Origin of the sequence: Nocardioides seonyuensis, from assembly GCF_004683965.1 — a bacterium.
GTDB classification, from domain to species: Bacteria; Actinomycetota; Actinomycetes; order Propionibacteriales; family Nocardioidaceae; genus Nocardioides; species Nocardioides seonyuensis.
In genome coordinates this window covers 1,449,719-1,466,288 of record NZ_CP038436.1, presented here as the reverse complement: position 1 = coordinate 1,466,288, position 16,570 = coordinate 1,449,719, and the positions used below count along the sequence as shown (strand labels likewise).

The window sequence follows — 16,570 nt, the reverse complement described above, 5'->3', positions numbered from 1 at the left end:
GGAAGGCAGGTGTGCGTGCGCCCATCGCCGATGATCACCGTCACTCGCGGCAGCCTCGGCTCGACGGCGGCCCAGGTGCTCGAGCAGGTCCGCGCCGGAGGGGTCGTGCACCGCGACGAGATCGCCGTGCGGACCGCGCTCAGCGTGGCGACCGTCGGCCGCGTGGTCGGCCAGCTCGCCGAGGTCGGCATCCTGCGCGAGAGGCCCGACCGCACCCGACTCGGCGGGGTGGGGCGGCCGGGGGTGCCGGTCGAGGTGAACCCCGACCGGTTCGTGACGATAGGGGTGCACCTCGGGCGCCGGATCGCGACGGTCGCCCTCGGAGACCTGACCGGACGCGTGCTCGACAGCCAGACGCACGAGCGGCGCAGCGGTGAGAGCCCCGACCTGCTGGAGCTGAGCCGGAGCGCTGCCCGGCTCCTGGGGCGCGCCCCCGGCCGCACACCGCTCTCGGCCGGGCTGGTCGCTCCGTTCCGCGAGCTCGGGCTGGACCACGAGTCGCTCGGGGCGGCGCTGCACGACCTCACCGGCCTCGACGTCGCCACGGCCGACCACATCGCCGCAGTGGCTGCCAGCGAGTTCCTGCACCGACGGCACGGGACGCCGGGCGTGACGCTCTACGTCTACGCCCGGGACACCGTGGGCTTCGCGGTGGCCGTCGACAAGGGCGTGCAGACGGAGGTCTCCCGGGTCGGGAGCCTCACCCACTTCCCGACCGGGTCGTCCGAGCGCTGTTCCTGCGGTCGCACCGGCTGCCTCGAGGCGGCTGCCGGCGACGCCTCGGTGGTCGCGGCGGCCGCCGCGACCGGGCTGGTGTCCGCGCCCACGATCGACGCCGTCTACGCCGCCGTCGCAGAGCCCGGGATCAGGGCACTGCTGCGCGCTCGTGCGCGGGCTCTCGGTGAGGTCGCTGCCGCGGTCCGGGACATGATCGCTCCCGACCGGGTGGTCCTCGTCGGTCAGGCCTTCACCGGGTGTGCCGCGGTCCTGGAGGACATCACGCGGGCCTTCCACGAGGCGACCGCGCTGGGGGAGGTGCCCCTGTCGTTCACACGGTTCGGGTCGGGGATCCAGGCCATCGCAGCGTGCACGATCGCTCTCGGCCCGGTGTACGACGACCCGCTGGCGGCTGCCACACATGCCACGGTGCCCTCTCCTGTCACGAGCTGACAGGCGAGGGCACCGCGTGGGTCGGTCGAGGATCAGATGGCCGGGGCCAGGGTCCCGAACTGGCTTCGGTGGAACACCAGCGGCGAGAGCGAGCTGCTGCCGTGGTCGACGGCGTGAAGCTCCAGCAGCACCAGTACGTGGTCACCGGCGTCGACCTCGCGGTAGACCGTCGTGTCGAAGCCCGCGAGCCCGTCGTCGATGATCACCGCGCCCTCGGGCGTGACGGTGTGAGCCACGTCGGTGAACCGTTGGTCGACCGGTCCCGCGAGCTGGCGGCACAACGGGCCGTGGTGGTCGGCGAGGACGGTGAGCCCGAGGTGGGCGGCTCGCCGCAGGTCGGGCCAGGTCTTCGAGGTGGTGGCGAGGTTGATCGACACCAGCGCCGGTTCGAGGCTGACGCTGGTGAAGCTGCTGGCCGCGAGGCCGAGGAGCTGTCCGTCCACCTCGGCGGCCACCGCGACGACACCGGTCGGGAACGACCCGAACGCCTCGCGCAGTCGCATCGGGTCGAGGTCCTGGTTGGTGGGGAACGCGAGGGTCATCGGAGCTCCTGCTTCAGTAGGGAGGACACGATCGGGCGGGTGGCGGCGAGCCAGTCGGCGTAGGCGGCCGGGTCGTCGTACTGCTTGTCGAGGACGTAGAGCGCCCGGCCCGGGACGGTCGCACCGATCTCGGTGAGCACCGGACGCAGGGTGAGCTCGGGCGCGAGCGCATGGGCGGGAGAAGCGCCGAGCAGCAGGGGTACGGCGACCCCGGTGAGCCCGGTGCCACCGGCGAACCGGTCGAGGAACAGCTTCAGCAGCCCGGTGTAGGTGCCCTTGTAGGTGGGCGAGGCGACCACGACGAGTCCGGCCTTGCCCACGAGGTCGACGAGCCTCCCCGTCTCCGGGTCGGCCCAGTCGAGCACGCCCGGCCCGAGCGTGGCGAGGTCGACGACCAGGTCGGGCTCGCGTCCGGCGAGCTCGCGCGCCACGTGCGTTGCGGCGTCCAGCGTGCGGGAGGCAGGCTTGGGGTTGCCGACGACGACAGCCACGGTGCCTGGAGTGGCGGGGCTCTCAGGCATTGGCCACCTCGACGTCGAACTGGTTGACCGGTCGCGGCAGGCCGTAGTTCTCCCGCAGCGTCGTGCCGGAGTACTCGCTGCGGAAGAGCCCGCGCTCGCGCAGGATCGGCACCACCGTCTCGACGAACGCCTCGAGCCCCGAGGGCAGCGACGCGCCCATGACGTTGAAGCCGTCGGCAGCCCCCTTGGTGAACCAGGTCTCCATCTGGTCGGCGATCTGCTCGGGCGTGCCGATGACGACGTTGTGGCCACGGCCGCCGCCGAGCCGGCCGAGCAGCTGGCGCACCGTGAGGTTCTCCCGGTGGGCCAGGTCGATGACCAGCCGGGCGCGGGAGTCGAAGCCCTCGCGGACCTCCTGCTCGACGACCTCGCGCGGCAGTGGTGCGTCGAGGTCGATCGTTGCCGCGTCGATGTCGAGGAACGTGGCGAGCTGACGTAGGCCGTACTCGGGGATCCGCAGGTCGTCGAGCTCCTGGGCCATGACGGTCGCCTCGGCCTCGGTGGCACCGAGGATCGGGACCAGCCCCGGGAGCACGAGGACGTGGTCGGGGTTGCGGCCCTCGGCGGCGACCCGCGCCTTGATGTCGGCGTAGAACGCCTGCCCCTGCTCGAGGGTCTGGTGGGCGACGAAGATCGCCTCGGCGTGCTTGGCGGCGAACGCCTTGCCCTGCTCCGACGCGCCGGCCTGCACCAGGAGCGGGTAGCCCTGGACCGGGCGGGGGACGTTGAGCGGGCCGGCGACGCGGAAGTGCGTGCCCACGTGGTCGATCGCCCGCAGCTGCGCGGGATCGCCCCAGCGGCCGCCCTCCTTGTCCCCGAGGAAGTGCCCGTCACCCCACGAGTCCCAGAGCTTCTTGGCCACCGTCAGGAACTCGTCCGCGCGCTCGTAGCGTGTGGCCTGCAGGGGTCGCTCGGCCAGAGAGAAGTTCGCGGCCTCCTCGTGGGTGGCGGAGGTGACGATGTTCCAGCCGGCGCGACCCTTGGAGACGTGGTCGACCGACGCGAGGCGCCGCGCCAGCGCGTAGGGCTCGTTGTAGGTCGTCGACGCCGTCGCGATCAGGCCGATCCGCTCGGTCGCCCCGGCGATGGCCGTGAGGATGGTCAGCGGCTCGAACTGGCCCGACGCCCGGAACTCACCGGTGCCCATGGCGACCGAGCCGTCGGCCAGGAAGATCGAGTCGAACTTCGCCGCCTCGGCGATCTGGGCGAGTCGCACGTAGTGCTGGACGTCGAGCGCGGCACCGGGATCGGAGTCCGGCAACCGCCACGACGCCTCGTGGTGACCGCTGTCCATGAGGAACGCGTTGAGGTGAAGCTGCTTCTGGGTCATCTCTGGGTTCTCCTGTCAGGCGGTCGCGACGGCGTCGGAGCGGCCGGCCGCGTCTGAGTAGATGGAATCGGGACGGGGCAGGCCGTAGTGCTCGCGCAGCGTGGAGCCGGCGTACTCGGTCCGGAAGATGCCGCGCTCCTGCAGGATCGGAACGACCCCGTCGGTGAACGCGTCGAGGAGCTGCGGGTAGAGCGGCGGCATCACGTTGAAGCCGTCGGCGGCACCGCCCTCGAACCACTCGGTGATGACGTCGGCGACCTGGACCGGCGTGCCGGCCACGACGTTGTGGCCGCGGGCGCCAGCGAGCCGGTGCAGCAGCTGGCGCAGGGTGGGCCGGTCGCGCTCGACGATGTTGGCCACCACCTGGAGCCGGCTGCGGTTGTTGTCGAGCACGTCGCCGCTGCCCGCGAACAGCTCGACCGGGACGGCCTCGTCGAGCTCGAGGTGGCGCAGCGAGACGCCGGCGATGCCCTCGAGCTGGCCCAGGCCGTACGCCGGCACGGTGAGCGAGTCGACGTACTCCTGGAGCTCCCTGGCCTCGGCCTCGGTGTCGCCCAGGAACGGGCTGATGCCGGGCAGGATCTTCACGTGGTCGGGGTTTCGGCCGAACGTCCGGGTGCGGCTCTTGATGTCGTCGTAGAACGCCTTTGCGTCCTCGATGGTCTGGTGCGCGGTGAAGATCGCCTCGGCGTTGCGTGCGGCGAACACCCTGCCGTCGTTGGAGGAGCCCGCCTGCACGTAGACGGGGCGACCCTGCGGTGAGCGCGGCGCCGCGAGCGCCCCCTCGACCTGGTGGTGCCTCCCGACGTGGTTGATCGCGTGCACCTTCTCGGGGTCGAAGTAGAGACCCGACTCCCGGTCGGCGAGGATCGCGTCGTCCTCCCAGCTGTCCCACAGCTTGGTGACGACGTCCAGGAACTCCTGCGCACGCTGGTAGCGCTCCTCCGCGCTCGGGATCTCCTTGAGGCTGAAGTTGCGCGCCACGGCGTCGGACTGGGTGGTCACGATGTTCCAGCCGGCCCGTCCCCGCGAGAGGATGTCGAGGCCGGAGAAGAGCCGGGCCAGGTTGTAGGGCTCGTAGAACGTCGTCGAGGCGGTCGCGATCAGGCCGATCCGCTCGGTCCGCGCCGCGATGGCGGCGAGCCGCGTGATCGGCTCGAGGTGGGCAGTGGGGCGGTAGGGGGTCGCCGCCCACATCCCCGGGACGTCGGCGAAGAAGATGCCGTCGAGCTTGGCGGCCTCCGCCTTCTGGGCGATCTCGATGTAGAAGTCGATGTCGTGGGCGCGTTCGACCGAGGAGTCGGGGTGGCGCCACGAGGCCTCGTGGTGGCCGGTGTCGTGGAGGAACGCGTTGAGGCTGAGCTGGCGGTGGGACATGGGTGTCTCCTGGTGGTGTCGGAGGGGCGTACGGCAGTCGGGTGCGGGAGGAGGCGTCCGGGTCACTCCGGGCGCCAGCGCGAGAAGCGGCGCTCGAGGGCGACGAGCCCGTAGTTGACGCCGACGCCGATGGCCGAGGTGGTGATGATCGCGGCGTACATCTTGGGGATCAGGAAGTTGTACTGGGCGTAGTTGATGAGGAACCCGAGGCCGGCGGTGGCGCCGATCATCTCGGCGGCGATGAGCACGAGGATCGCCGCGGCGCCGGAGATCCGGACCCCGGTGAAGATGGTCGGGATCGCTGCGGGGAACACCACCTTGCGGAACGTCGCGACGGGGGAGAGCCCGAGCACCCGTGCCGACCGCAGGAGCTGCGGGTCGACGTTCGCGACGCCGGTGACCGTCGAGAGCAGGATCGGGAAGAAGCAGGCGTAGAGGACGATCGCGATCTTCGAGGTCTCCCCGATGCCGAGCACGAGCATGAAGACCGGCAGCAGCGCGAGCGCAGCGGTGTTGCGGAAGATCTCCAGCACCGGTGTGAAGAACTCGCGCACCGGGCGGTACCAGGCGATCGCCGCTCCCAGCGGGATCGCGACGGCGATCGCGAGCCCGAAGCCGATCACCGAGCGCACCAGGCTGGCTCGGATGTGCTTCCACAGCTCGCCGTCGAGTGCCATCGACCACCACTCCTGCAGGACGACGTGCAGCGGGGGGATGAAGTAGGGGTCCACGAGCTGGAGGCGAGGGGCGACCTCCCAGACGAGGGCGAGCGCCAGGAGGCCGGCCAGGCCACGGGCGAGCGTCACCGCCCGTCCCTTCTTCAGCGAGACCCCCTTCGCCTTGGCAGCCTCTTCCTGGCGGGGGTTGGGGCGTGCCTCGGTCTTCTCGGCGATCAGGCTAGGCATGTGCGAGCTCCTCGGTCGTGGTCTCGTCGGTCTCGTGGTGCAGCTGGCGCAGCAGCGACCAGATGTGGTGGCGGTAGGTCGCGAAGTCGCGTGAGGCACGCACGTCGGTCTCCCCGCTGGGGTCGCGGTCGAGGTCGATGGCGATGACCTCCTTGATCCGACCCGGCCGCGCGCTCATCACCGCGACGCGCTGGCCGAGGAACACGGCCTCGTCGATGTCGTGGGTGATGAAGATGACCGTCGTGCCCGTACGGCTCCAGATGCCGATCAGCTCCTCCTGGAGGCGCTCGCGGGTCTGGGCGTCCAGCGCGCCGAACGGCTCGTCCATGAGGAGCACCTCGGGCTCGTAGGACAGGCTGCGGGCGATCGCGACGCGCTGCTTCATGCCGCCGGACAGCTCGTGGGGGTAGCGGTTGGCGAACTCCGTCAGCCCGACCAGGTCCAGGTAGTCGCGGGCGCGCTCGGCGCGCTGCTTCTTGCTCATCCCGCCCTTGGCCTCGAGTGCGAACTCGATGTTCGCCGCCGCCGTGCGCCAGGGGAGGAGGGTGTACTGCTGGAACACGACGCTGCGGTCGAGGCCGGGTCCGGTGATCGGCTTGCCGTCGACGGTGAGCCGGCCGGAGCTGGGCTCGGCGAGCCCGGCAACCAGGTCGAGGACGGTGGACTTGCCGCAGCCGGAGGGGCCGACGACGGTGAGGAACTCACCGGCCGCGACCTCCAGGTTGAGGTCGTCGAGGGCGACGAACTCGCGCAGCTGCTTGTCTTCGTCGCCGCGGACCCAGAACGTCTGTCCTACGTGGCTCAGCTCGATGCGTGAACTCATGCTGCTCTCCTGAGGTGGTGTCAGTGGTGCAGGACGTGATGCCCGGGGCCGGCCGTCTGCTGCGTGAGCAGGCGACCGGTCCCCGTCCCCGGGCGGTACGAGGGCCGGGCGTGAGGCCCGGCAGGGGGCCCCGGCGAGGCAGCCGGGGCGGGAGGGTCAGGCGTTCGGGTTGAACTCGTTGGTGTAGACGTCGCTGACGTCGAGCTCGCCTCCGTCGATGTCGCCCCGGCTGTCGAGCCAGTCGACCCAGCGCTGGATGTCCTCGTCGGCGATCGCGGGCTTCGGCTCCAGGCCCAGGGTGCCTGGGAAGTTCGCCTCGATCGCCGGGATGTAGTCGGCGAACCCCTGCTCCTCGAGGTAGGGGAAGTAGACGTCGAAGAGCTCCTCGGGCGAGTGGGTCTCGATGAACTCGATGGCCGTCGCGACGCCCTCCACCAGCTGTTGCGAGGTCTCGGGGTTGCGCTCGATGAACTCGTTGCGAAGGGTCAGGGCGCCTCCGGTGTAGGGCCCACCGACGACCTCGACGTCGGAGGTGAGCTCTACGACGTCGTACTGCGCGACGGTCGCCTTGTAGCTGATGAAGGACAGGACCGCGGCGTCGACCTGCCCCTTGCCGAGCGCCTCAGGGGTGTTGAGCGGCGGCAGCGGCACCAGGGTGATCTGGTCCTGCTCCTCCTCGCTCAGGCCCTCCTGGTCGAACCACGTGTCGAGCACGGCCTCGTTGTTGGCGCCGAGGGTGTTGACCGCGACCTTCTTGCCGATGAGGTCCTTGGCCGTCTTGATGCCCGAGTCCTTGAGGGCGACGATCTTGGAGTTGCTCTTCTCGTTGGAGCCGTACGACGGCACGACGGCCTTGATCGGTGCGCCGGTGCCGACGAGCTGGGCGATGGCGCCGTAGAACGCGGAGCCGCCGATGTCGGTCTGCTTGGAGACCAGCGCCTGCAGCGCCTGCGGTCCGCCGGTGATGTCGCCGACGCGCTCGAGGGTGAGGCCCTCGAACTCGCCGAGGGCGTCTGCGAGGAGGAAGGGGTCGACCGCGCCGGCGTAGCTCTGGTAGCGGATGGTGGTCTGCTCCTCGCCGCCGTCGCCTCCAGCAGCCGCGCTGCACGAGGTCAGCCCGACCACGGCAGCGAGAAGCAGTGCGACGAGGGCGGTGGGCCGGCGGCGGGATCCGGGGCTGGCGATCTTCATGGACCTGGTGTCTCCTGACGTGCAAGGGCGGTTGGCGGTGGTTGGTGCGGGGAGCGGTGGAGGAACGATGTCCTCCATAAAGACGATAGACTTACTGGACATTGAGGTGGTGAGTTCTGCGCACGGCGATCCGATGCCTCACGCGAAGGCGGCCTCTCGCTGGCGGGGTCGCGGTTGACCACGCGACGTCCGACCACGAACGACGCGCTCGCGCACAACGCCATGACAGTCATCACGACACCCATGGGAACTGCCGAGTCGACGCCTCCCACCAGGCCCGAGATCGGGGTGACGACGGCGCTGATCCCGAACATGAAGAGGCCGAGCATGGCCGACCCCGCTCCCTGCATGCCGCGCGCCTGCTCCATCGCCAGGCCCATGCAGTTGCCCATCACGAGGTTGCTGAAGAACGTGGTGCCGAACATGGGGACGACGAGCAGCACCGGCCAGGGCGAGAGGGCCGCGCCCACCACCAGCAGGCAGCAGACGACCATGCTCGGCAGTGCCACGCCGACCGTTCGCGCCGGGTGCACGTGCCCGCGTGCGAGCCTCGCGGACAGCAGCCCGCCGGCGACCATGCCGAAGGCGTTCAGAGTGAACGTGATCCCGAAGGCGAGCGGCGCAAAGCCCAGGACGTCCTGGTAGACGAACGACGCGCTCGCGATGTACGCCATCATCGTGGCCACGGCGAAGCCAAGCGTGAGGGCGTAGGTGAAGTACCCCGTCCGGGCGAGCACTCGCGCGAGACCTCCGAGGTGGACCCGGTCTGATCTTCGCTGGGGCGGAAGCGTCTCGGGAACGAGCAGGATCGTGACGACGAGCTGCACGGTCACGACCACCGTGAGCACGGCGAGCACGCCTCGCCACGGCGCGAACGTCGCCAGCACCCCTCCGATGGCCGGCGCGACGACGGGCGTGATGCCGTGGATCGTCATCATCAGGGCGAGGGCGCGAACGCCGGCGTACCCCTGCGCCAGGTCCGCGACCATGGCCCGGGCGATGACCATCCCCGACGCGGCCGAGAGCGCCTGCACGAAGCGGGCCGCGACGAGCACCTCGATCGTCGGGGCCAGCACGACGAGGAACGACGACGCGACCGTGATCGCGTTGCTGACCAGCAGTGTCGAGCGGCGACCGAACCGGTCCGAGACGGGCCCCCACAACGGCTGGCCGATCGAGATGCCGACGAGATACGACGTCAGCGTCAGCTGGACCATGCCCGGGGTCGTGGCCAGGTCGCGCTGGATCGCGGGGAAGCTCGCGAGGTAGAGGTCGATCGCCAGAGGCGACGCAGCGGCGATGAACGCCAGAAGCAGGAGCAGTCGGAGGCCGACCGGGCTCTCGTCCTCGTGGGCGTGAGCGGCTACTGCGGCGGGTGCGGATGTCGTGGTGGCCACGAGTCAGTCCAACTGACGTCGTCCCGCCGGTGTTTCAGTTCGGATCAGCGTGAGCCGATGTCGAACCTCGGAACCACCGGCCCCGACATATCCAGTCGCCCGTCGGGGCACTGTGACGCGAGAATGTCGGCATGGGTGAGCAGGTCTTCCGGTGCGCGGTCTGCGATCGCGCACTGACGAGATCGATGACCCAGCTCCCGACCCTTCCGGTGGCGAAGCCGGTCGACGAGGTCAGCTACGAACCCACGCTCGAGGTCGGCACATGGGCGATCGACCCGGGACCGAGGCTCCTGACCGCGGACGGTGCACCGGCAGGCACACTCGGCTGCCTGGTCACCAACCCCCTGGATGCGCCTGATCTCGAGCCTCACCCCGAGCCTCGCCGGAACAGCGGCTGCTGCGGTCACGACGGGTGCGATGGCCCGAACCGCGTCTGCCCCGGGTGCGATGCTGCTGTGGCGACGCTGTCCGACGACTGCTGGACGCTCGTGGAGCTGCGGTTCGAGCCCGACGCGGTCCGCGTCGTCGCACAGGAGTGATCTTCGCCACCAGGCTCCTGGCCCGCGCCAGAGCCTCAGATCAGTAGTACCAGGGGTAGGGCGACCAGTCCGGCTCGCGCTTCTCGAGGAACTGGTCGCGACCCTCCTGCGCCTCGTCGGTCATGTAGGCCAGCCGCGTGGTCTCACCGGCGAAGAGCTGCTGGCCGACGAGTCCGTCGTCGAGGAGGTTGAAGGAGTACTTCAGCATCCGCTGGGCGGTCGGGCTCTTGCCGTTGATCTTGCGCCCCCAGTCGAGAGCGACCCTCTCGAGCTCGGCGTGCTCGACCACCCGGTTGACCGCACCCATGCGGTGCATCGTGTCGGCGTCGTACTCCTCGGCGAGGAAGAAGATCTCGCGGGCGAACTTCTGCCCGACCTGGCGGGCGAGGTAGGCCGAGCCGTAGCCGCCGTCGAAGGAGCCGACGTCGGCGTCGGTCTGCTTGAAGCGGGCGTGCTCGCGCGAGGCGAGGGTCAGGTCGCACACGACGTGGAGGCTGTGCCCCCCGCCGGCGGCCCAGCCGGGCACGACGCAGATGACGACCTTGGGCATGAAGCGGATGAGGCGCTGGCACTCGAGGATGTGCAGGCGCGCGAGCCTGGCCTTGTCGATGACGCTCGGCTCCTCTGCGCCGGTGTCGTCGGCCCCGATGGCCTTGTCCTCGTACTGGTAGCCGGCCCTGCCGCGGATGCGCTGGTCGCCGCCGGTGCAGAAGGCCCACTTGCCGTTCTTGGCGCTGGGGCCGTTGCCGGTGAGGATCACGCACCCGACGTCGGCGCTCATGCGGGCGTGGTCGAGGGTGCGGAGCAGCTCGTCGACCGTGTGCGGGCGGAAGGCGTTGAGCACGTCGGGGCGGTCGAAGGCGATGCGGACCGTGCCGTGCTCGCGGGCCCGGTGGTAGGTCAGGTCGGTCAGGTCCTCGAAGCCGGGTACGACGTCCCAGGCCTCGGGGTCGAAGATCTCGCTGACTCCCTCGATGGCGCTCATGGCCGCGAGGGTAGTGCAGTGGCTCCGGCTCAGAGGCCGCCGCCGATGGCGACGAGCTCGTCTACGACGTGTCGTACGGCGAGACGGGCGTGGCGGTCGGGGCGGCACAGCGCCGAGATCGTGCGCTCGGCGCGCACGCCGAGCAGCGGGCGGGTGGTGAGCCCGTCGCCGAGCGGCGTCGTGAAGCGGGGCAGCAGCGCCAGCCCCGCCCCCTGCCGGACGAGCGCCTCGATGATCCGGTTGTCGCGCAGCCGCACCCACCTCTCCAGGCGCTCGCCGTTCGCGCGCTCCACGGCTTGGAGGATCGTGTCGAAGGGGTAGCCGACCGGCACCCCGATCCACGTGGTGCCGTGCAGGTGCTCGGGTCGCAGCCGGTCGTGGGCGGCGAGGGGATGGTCCGACGGCATGGCGACGTCGATGGGCTCGTGGGCCAGCACCCTGCAGGTGAGGTGGTCTGTCCCGGGAGGGAAGCGGCCGGTGAGGCTGTGGGCGATGACGATGTCGACGTCGAGCGTCCGAGCTGCGTAGTCGGCCTCCGCAAGGTCGAAGTCGTCCAGGTCGACCTCGATCTCCGAGCCCGCCAGCCGCTCGAGGAGCGGCGGCAGCAGAGCGGTGCCCGCCGAGGGCAACGTGCCGATCCGCACCGTGCCGCGTGGTTGCCCGATGGCTGCGTCGAGCCGCCCCTGCACCTGCGCGATCACGGCCGTCACCTCGTCGGCGCTGTCGGCGAGTAGCCGACCCTCGGCGGTCAACCGGAGCCCGCGGCCGACGGGCTCGACCAGCGCCACGCCCAGCTCGCGCTCGGCGGTGCGCAGCTGTTGGGACAGCGCGGACGGGGTCCGCTGGGTGGCAGCGGCCACGGCGGCGAGGCTGCCGCGGGCGGCGAGCTCGCGCAGGAGCTCGAGGTGCGCCACGTTCATGTAGGCAGCCTAATCAATGCCTTCGGAAGAATTCGATGGACGTGAAGAGTAGTCACGCTAAGCCTTGACCCATGCCCTTGCGCCACGTCCTGCTCGCGGTCCTCGTGTCCGTCCTGTGGGGGCTCAATTTCATGGCGATCCACGCCTCGCTCCAGCAGTTCCCGCCGCTGTTCCTGGTCGGGCTCCGCTTCCTCGTGATCGCGGTCCCCGCGGTCCTGCTCATCCCACGTCCCGACGTGCCCCTGCGCTGGCTGGTGGGGTACGGCCTGGGCTTCGGGACCCTCCAGTTCATTGGGCTCTACCTCGGGATGGCCGCCGGCTTCCCGGCCGGCCTCGCGTCCCTCGTGCTGCAGGCCTCGGCTCCCTTCACGGTCGCCCTCGGGGCCGCGCTGCTTCGTGAGCGCATCACGCCCCGGCAGGTCCTCGGCGTCGTCGTGGCCGTCGCGGGGCTCGCGCTGGTCGGGGTGTCCCGCGCCAGCGCCACGAGCTGGTGGCCCTTCCTGCTGGTCGTGCTGGGCGGCCTGGGCTGGGCCTTCGGCAACCTGGCCAGCCGCCAGGCGGCGGCGCCCAACCCTCTCCACCTCACGCTGTGGATGTCAGTCGTGCCGCCGGTGCCGATGTTCGCGCTGTCGCTCGTGGTCGAAGGACCCCAGCAGATCGGCGACGCACTCGCCTCCTCTGTCTCCCCCGCCGCCGTGCTGGCGTGGCTCGGGCTGGCCTACACGGTGGTGGCCGGCACGGTCGTGGGCTCGGGCATCTGGGTCTGGCTGATGGCACGCCACGCCGCCGGTGTGGTCGCGCCCTTCTCGATGCTCGTCCCCGTCACCGGGATCCTCGCCGGCTGGGTGCTGCTCGACCAGTCGCCCACGCTGCTCGAGCTGGCCGGTGGGGTGCTCGTGGTCGGCGGCGTCCTCTGGGCGACCGTACGACGACGCCCCACCGTCGTCGTACCCGTGCCGGCGGCGGAGCCGGCACGCACACTTTGAGCGGCTTCGGGGGATCGACCACGCATCTTGCCGCCGGACTTTAAGGTAAAGAACCAGTCTTGTCGGGAAGAGTCGGGTGTCGATGCCGCAGAGCGCAGTGAAGGACACGATCCGTGTCTACCTGCTCGACGACCACGTGATGATCCGTCGTGGTGTCCGGTCCTTCCTCGAGGCCGAGCAGGACCTCCAGGTCGCCGGCGAGTCGGGACGGGTCTCCGAGGCGTTGACCGAGGTCCTCGAGCTGTCGCCCGACGTCGCGGTCCTCGACGTCGAGCTGCCCGACGGCAACGGCATCGACCTGTGCCGTCAGATCCGCTCGCTGGACCCCACGATCAAGGTCGTCGTCCACGGCGAGGAGGACGACGAGGACATGATGGTGAGCGCCTACCTCGCCGGCGCCAGCGGCTACCTCCACAAGCAGTCGTCGGTGGAGGACCTCGTCAAGGGCGTGCGCTGGGTGGGCCAGGGCTGGTCGCTGATCCAGCCCCACATCGCGATGCGCGTCATCGAGCTGCGCAAGATCGAGCAGGCGGCAGCGCCCGACGCCATGGCCTCGCTCACCGCCACGCAGGCCGCGATCCTCGAGCTGATCACCGACGGCCTGACCAACAAGCAGATCGGCGAGCGGCTCTACCTCGCCGAGAAGACCGTGAAGAACCACGTCACGACGCTGTTCGCCAAGCTGGGCGTCCAGGGGCGCACCCAGGCCGCGGTGCTCGCCTCCCGCTATCGCGGCTGACCGCGCGGGCTGGCCCCGCGGGGCGTTCTTGTGGGTCGCAATCACCGGTTACCCGGTGGTCGCCGCGCTTCCAGCCCGTTGCAACGGTCGATAACCCGGTGGGTCACCGGGTAACCGGTGATTCCGCCGGAGGGCCCAAGCCGCCGGTCAGGAGTCGGCGGAGCCGTTCCGGCTGCGGAGGGCCTCGAGGAGCGAGTCGACGGCGTTGGTGCTCGGCGAGGCGGCCTCCTTGTTGGACTGCTCGAGCTGCGCGAGCAGCTCGGCGCGGTGGACCGCCACTGACCGTGGTGCGTCGATGCCGATGCGGACGACGTCGCCACGCACCTCGAGCACCGAGATGGTCACGTCGTCACCGATCACGACACTCTCGCCTGCGCGGCGACTCAAGACCAGCATGCGGTCACGGTACCCGTCGGGCGTTGCTCGCGCTCACGCGATGAGCGGCGTGGCGACCGAGAGTGCCGGGTCGTCGAGCACGACCTGGACGGCACGGTGGTTCGCGGTGTCGACCACGACGGGGGCTGCGAGGTTGGCCGTGGTCGTCGCCAGGGACTCCCCGGCGGTGAGGACGCAGAGGACGACCAGGTCGTCGACCGACTCGGAGCCGAGCTCGCTGAGCACCGCCTCCTCGACCTCGGGGGTGTAGTCGGGGAAGAACGCCGCAGGGGGTACGACGAGGAAGCGCAGGCCGGGCTGGTCGAGCGAGGTGAGGCTGCACAGGACGCCGGCGTCGTCGACCTGGACAAGGGCGAAGCGGGCCAGGTCGGGGAAGCCGGGCATGGGCTGCACCAGCTCGATGACGGGGATCTCCTGCATGACGCTCCTGGTGGGTCTGTGCATCGTGGCGATCATCGCAGGAAGTCCACCAGGCTCGGCTGCAGCACACGCGCTGTCGCTGCGAGGGAGGCCTGGTAGGCCACCTCCTGCATCTTCAGGTCGACCACGGTACGCGGCAGGTCGGCGTTCTCGATCTCGGCCAACGCATTGGTGAGGGACAGCTCGGAATCGCCCGCGCGCGTGGTGGCCTGCTCGACGCGCACGGTGCGTGCGCCGATGTCGGCCCGGGCGACGACGACCTGCTTCTCGTCGGCCGCGAGGGCGTCGATCCCGGTGGAGATACCGGCGGTGTCACCGGCGCGGAGTGCCGCCGAGAGGGCGCTGAGGTGCGCGAACACGTTGTCGGCGTCGGTGCCGAACGCGGCCGTCCCCTCCTGGGCGACGTTGACGACGACGCCGTCCGCCACGGTGCGGTTGACCGGGTTGGAGTCGCCGGTGAACGTGACGACCCCCGCGTTGTCGGTGAAGGCCACGTTGCCCATCGTCGTGCCGCCGAACACGGGCCGCCCCAGGTAGGTGGTGTTGGCCGTGGACAGCAGTCCGGCGCGGATCTGGTCGACCTCGGTGGCGAGCGCCTCGCGAGCCTGGGGCCCGCCGGCGGCGTTGGCGCCCTGCAGCGCGAGCTCACGCGCACGTCGTACGGAGTCGCCCGCGGTCTGCAGTGACGAGTCGATCGTGTTGAGCCAGCCGAGGCCGTCGTCGGCGTTGCGGGCGTGCTGCTGCTCTGCGCGCAGCGACGACCGCAGCCGCATGGCGGAGCCGGCGTCGGCCGGGTTGTCGGAGGGGCGGTTGAGGACCCGCCCGGTCGAGAGGTGCTCCTGGAGGTCGGCGAGACGCTTGAGACCACTCTGGAGGTTGGCCATCGACCGGTCCCCGAGCATCGACTGGGTCACGCGGTTGACGTTCATCAGCGCACCAGCCCGGTCCGGTTGATCAGGGTGTCGAGCACCGAGTCGAGCGTGGTCATCACGCGCGCGGCAGCCTCGTAGCTCCGCTGGGCCTGCATCATGGTCACCATCTCCTCGTCGAGGTTCACCCCGGAGAGCTGCTCACGGGCGCCGTCGACCTGGGTGGTCAGGTTCTGCTGGGTCGCCGCCTGCTGGCGGGTGGACGCCACGGCGACACCGAACCCGGTGACCAGCTGCTGATAGGCGCGTTCGGGTCCTGAGAGCGAGGTGGCCAGGGCCTTGGCGTTGCCACCGTCACGGTTGGGGCCGCCGCCGATGCCGGAGGCCGCCAGCGCCTGCGGGTCGGAGACCAGCAGCACCAGCGGTCCACCCGGAGCGGCCGGGTCGACGCCGAAGAGGGGTACGCCAGCCGCACCAGCGGCGTCGAAACCGGCCTGGTGGGCGGCGTTGACACTGTCGGCGAGCTGCTGCGCGAAGCCCTGGAGGTCGGCGCGCAGACCGGGCAGGGTGACGGTGAGCAGCGTGACCTCGCCGCCGATCTCGCCGCGCAGGCCGGTGACCGCGGTGGGCGAACCACCGGGGGCGGTGGCGGTGAGCACGAGGGGGCCGCCATCGGCGGTGCCGTCGGGCGCGACCCCGGACGCCACGTCGATGCGTCCGGCCTTGTTGCCCGTCACCAGGTCGACGCCACCGACGGTCACGTCGAGGCCGCCCTTGCCGTTCTCCTTGGCGGTGCCGCCGGTGAGGTCGGCCAGGCGCAGGGCCATCGAGTCCCGGGCGTCGAGCAATGCCGAGGCATCCGTGCCGGAGAGGCGTGCGGCGTTGATCGCCTCGTTGGTCGCGGCGAGGTCCTTGGCGAGGGCGTTGGTCTCGTCGATGTCGGCGAGCAGCGCCATCCGCTGGTCGCCCTCCTCAGCCTCGATGTTGCGGCGCTGGACCGCGACCGCGTCGGCGAGGCCCTGGGCGTTGGCGAGCACCTGGGTGCGCACCGAGCTGGTGTCGGGGTGGTTGGAGAGGTCGTGCAGGGAGGCGCCGAACTCGGCGATGGCAGCGGAGATGCCTTCGCCGGCGGGCTCGCCGAGGCCGGTCTCGATCCGGGCGAGGGAGGCGGCCCGCGTGTCGAGGAAGCTCTGGTTGCCGTGCTCGCGACGTGCCCGCAGGTCGAGCAGCGGGTCGACCATCCGGTCGAGGGAGCCGACGCGGACGCCGTCGCCGTGGCCGTCGTAGCGACTCCACATGGCGGGCTTGTCGGGTGCGCCGACGGACTCGCCGATGACTCGGCGGCGGGCGTACCCGTCGGTGGCGACGTTGGCGATGTTGCCGCTCGCGACGTCCATCACGACCTGGTTGTAGCGCAGCGCGCTCAGGGCCGAGGAGACCGAGCTGAAGGTGCCGGTCAC

Annotated in this window: 18 protein-coding genes; 4 read left to right on the top strand and 14 right to left on the bottom strand. The window is 70.6% G+C overall.

What is annotated here, in order from left to right; genetic code table 11:
- The first annotated feature begins 15 nt into the window (after positions 1-15).
- Positions 16-1,170: an ROK family protein gene (locus tag EXE58_RS07250; RefSeq protein ID WP_135267262.1), complete on the top strand. Its 1,155-nt coding sequence runs from the start codon at positions 16-18 to the stop codon at positions 1,168-1,170.
- Positions 1,171-1,202: 32 nt separating this feature from the next.
- Here EXE58_RS07250 and EXE58_RS07245 read toward each other — a convergent pair whose 3' ends face one another.
- The 8 genes from EXE58_RS07245 to EXE58_RS07210 form a co-directional block, all read right to left on the bottom strand.
- Positions 1,203-1,712, bottom strand: coding sequence for a flavin reductase family protein (locus EXE58_RS07245; RefSeq protein ID WP_135267261.1), 510 nt, complete (start codon positions 1,710-1,712; stop codon positions 1,203-1,205).
- The gene (locus EXE58_RS07240) at positions 1,709-2,233 is read right to left on the bottom strand and encodes an NADPH-dependent FMN reductase (RefSeq protein WP_135267260.1); all 525 of its coding nucleotides are present in this window, start codon (positions 2,231-2,233) and stop codon (positions 1,709-1,711) included. The genes EXE58_RS07245 and EXE58_RS07240 overlap by 4 nt, the downstream gene beginning before the upstream one ends.
- Entirely contained in the window at positions 2,226-3,563 is a 1,338-nt protein-coding gene (locus EXE58_RS07235; RefSeq protein WP_135267259.1) for an LLM class flavin-dependent oxidoreductase, read from the bottom strand. Before EXE58_RS07235 ends, EXE58_RS07240 begins: the two co-directional genes overlap by 8 nt.
- Before the next feature lie 15 nt (positions 3,564-3,578).
- Positions 3,579-4,940, bottom strand: coding sequence for an LLM class flavin-dependent oxidoreductase (locus EXE58_RS07230; RefSeq protein WP_135267258.1), 1,362 nt, complete (start codon positions 4,938-4,940; stop codon positions 3,579-3,581).
- Positions 4,941-5,002: 62 nt separating this feature from the next.
- Positions 5,003-5,845, bottom strand: a complete 843-nt coding sequence (locus EXE58_RS07225; protein ID WP_135267257.1) for an ABC transporter permease — start codon at positions 5,843-5,845, stop codon at positions 5,003-5,005.
- Positions 5,838-6,668 (bottom strand): ABC transporter ATP-binding protein, encoded by an 831-nt coding sequence (locus EXE58_RS07220; protein ID WP_135267256.1) that lies wholly within the window; start codon positions 6,666-6,668, stop codon positions 5,838-5,840. Before EXE58_RS07220 ends, EXE58_RS07225 begins: the two co-directional genes overlap by 8 nt.
- Positions 6,669-6,824: 156 nt before the next feature.
- Complete coding sequence (locus EXE58_RS07215; protein ID WP_167288736.1) at positions 6,825-7,859, bottom strand: ABC transporter substrate-binding protein; 1,035 nt, start codon at positions 7,857-7,859, stop codon at positions 6,825-6,827.
- Positions 7,856-9,256, bottom strand: a complete 1,401-nt coding sequence (locus tag EXE58_RS07210; RefSeq protein WP_135267254.1) for a multidrug effflux MFS transporter — start codon at positions 9,254-9,256, stop codon at positions 7,856-7,858. The genes EXE58_RS07215 and EXE58_RS07210 overlap by 4 nt, the downstream gene beginning before the upstream one ends.
- Positions 9,257-9,387: 131 nt before the next feature.
- Here EXE58_RS07210 and EXE58_RS07205 point away from each other — a divergent pair, with 131 nt between their 5' ends.
- Entirely contained in the window at positions 9,388-9,795 is a 408-nt protein-coding gene (locus tag EXE58_RS07205; protein WP_135267253.1) for a hypothetical protein, read from the top strand.
- Positions 9,796-9,835: 40 nt separating this feature from the next.
- Here the strand turns inward: EXE58_RS07205 and EXE58_RS07200 are convergent, their stop codons facing one another.
- Positions 9,836-10,780 (bottom strand): 1,4-dihydroxy-2-naphthoyl-CoA synthase, encoded by a 945-nt coding sequence (locus EXE58_RS07200; protein WP_135267252.1) that lies wholly within the window; start codon positions 10,778-10,780, stop codon positions 9,836-9,838.
- Positions 10,781-10,809: 29 nt separating this feature from the next.
- Complete coding sequence (locus tag EXE58_RS07195; RefSeq protein ID WP_135267251.1) at positions 10,810-11,700, bottom strand: LysR family transcriptional regulator; 891 nt, start codon at positions 11,698-11,700, stop codon at positions 10,810-10,812.
- A 71-nt stretch (positions 11,701-11,771) separates the two neighbouring features.
- Here EXE58_RS07195 and EXE58_RS07190 point away from each other — a divergent pair, with 71 nt between their 5' ends.
- Positions 11,772-12,686, top strand: a complete 915-nt coding sequence (locus tag EXE58_RS07190) for an EamA family transporter (RefSeq protein ID WP_135267250.1) — start codon at positions 11,772-11,774, stop codon at positions 12,684-12,686.
- Between the two features lie 82 nt (positions 12,687-12,768).
- On the top strand, positions 12,769-13,425 hold the full coding sequence (locus EXE58_RS07185) for a response regulator (protein ID WP_135267249.1): 657 nt from the start codon (positions 12,769-12,771) through the stop codon (positions 13,423-13,425).
- Positions 13,426-13,572: 147 nt separating this feature from the next.
- Here EXE58_RS07185 and csrA read toward each other — a convergent pair whose 3' ends face one another.
- From csrA to flgK, 4 genes are read right to left on the bottom strand one after another with little or no spacing between them, the layout of a single operon-like run.
- Positions 13,573-13,821, bottom strand: a complete 249-nt coding sequence (gene csrA, locus EXE58_RS20305; RefSeq protein WP_135267248.1) for a carbon storage regulator CsrA — start codon at positions 13,819-13,821, stop codon at positions 13,573-13,575.
- Between the two features lie 33 nt (positions 13,822-13,854).
- Complete coding sequence (gene fliW / locus EXE58_RS07175; protein ID WP_244242469.1) at positions 13,855-14,277, bottom strand: flagellar assembly protein FliW; 423 nt, start codon at positions 14,275-14,277, stop codon at positions 13,855-13,857.
- Positions 14,274-15,170, bottom strand: a complete 897-nt coding sequence (gene flgL, locus EXE58_RS07170) for a flagellar hook-associated protein FlgL (RefSeq protein WP_135267245.1) — start codon at positions 15,168-15,170, stop codon at positions 14,274-14,276. Before flgL ends, fliW begins: the two co-directional genes overlap by 4 nt.
- Positions 15,170-16,570 carry a flagellar hook-associated protein FlgK gene (gene flgK, locus EXE58_RS07165; protein ID WP_135267243.1) on the bottom strand — a complete coding sequence of 467 codons (1,401 nt, stop codon included), beginning with the start codon at positions 16,568-16,570 and terminating at the stop codon, positions 15,170-15,172. Before flgK ends, flgL begins: the two co-directional genes overlap by 1 nt.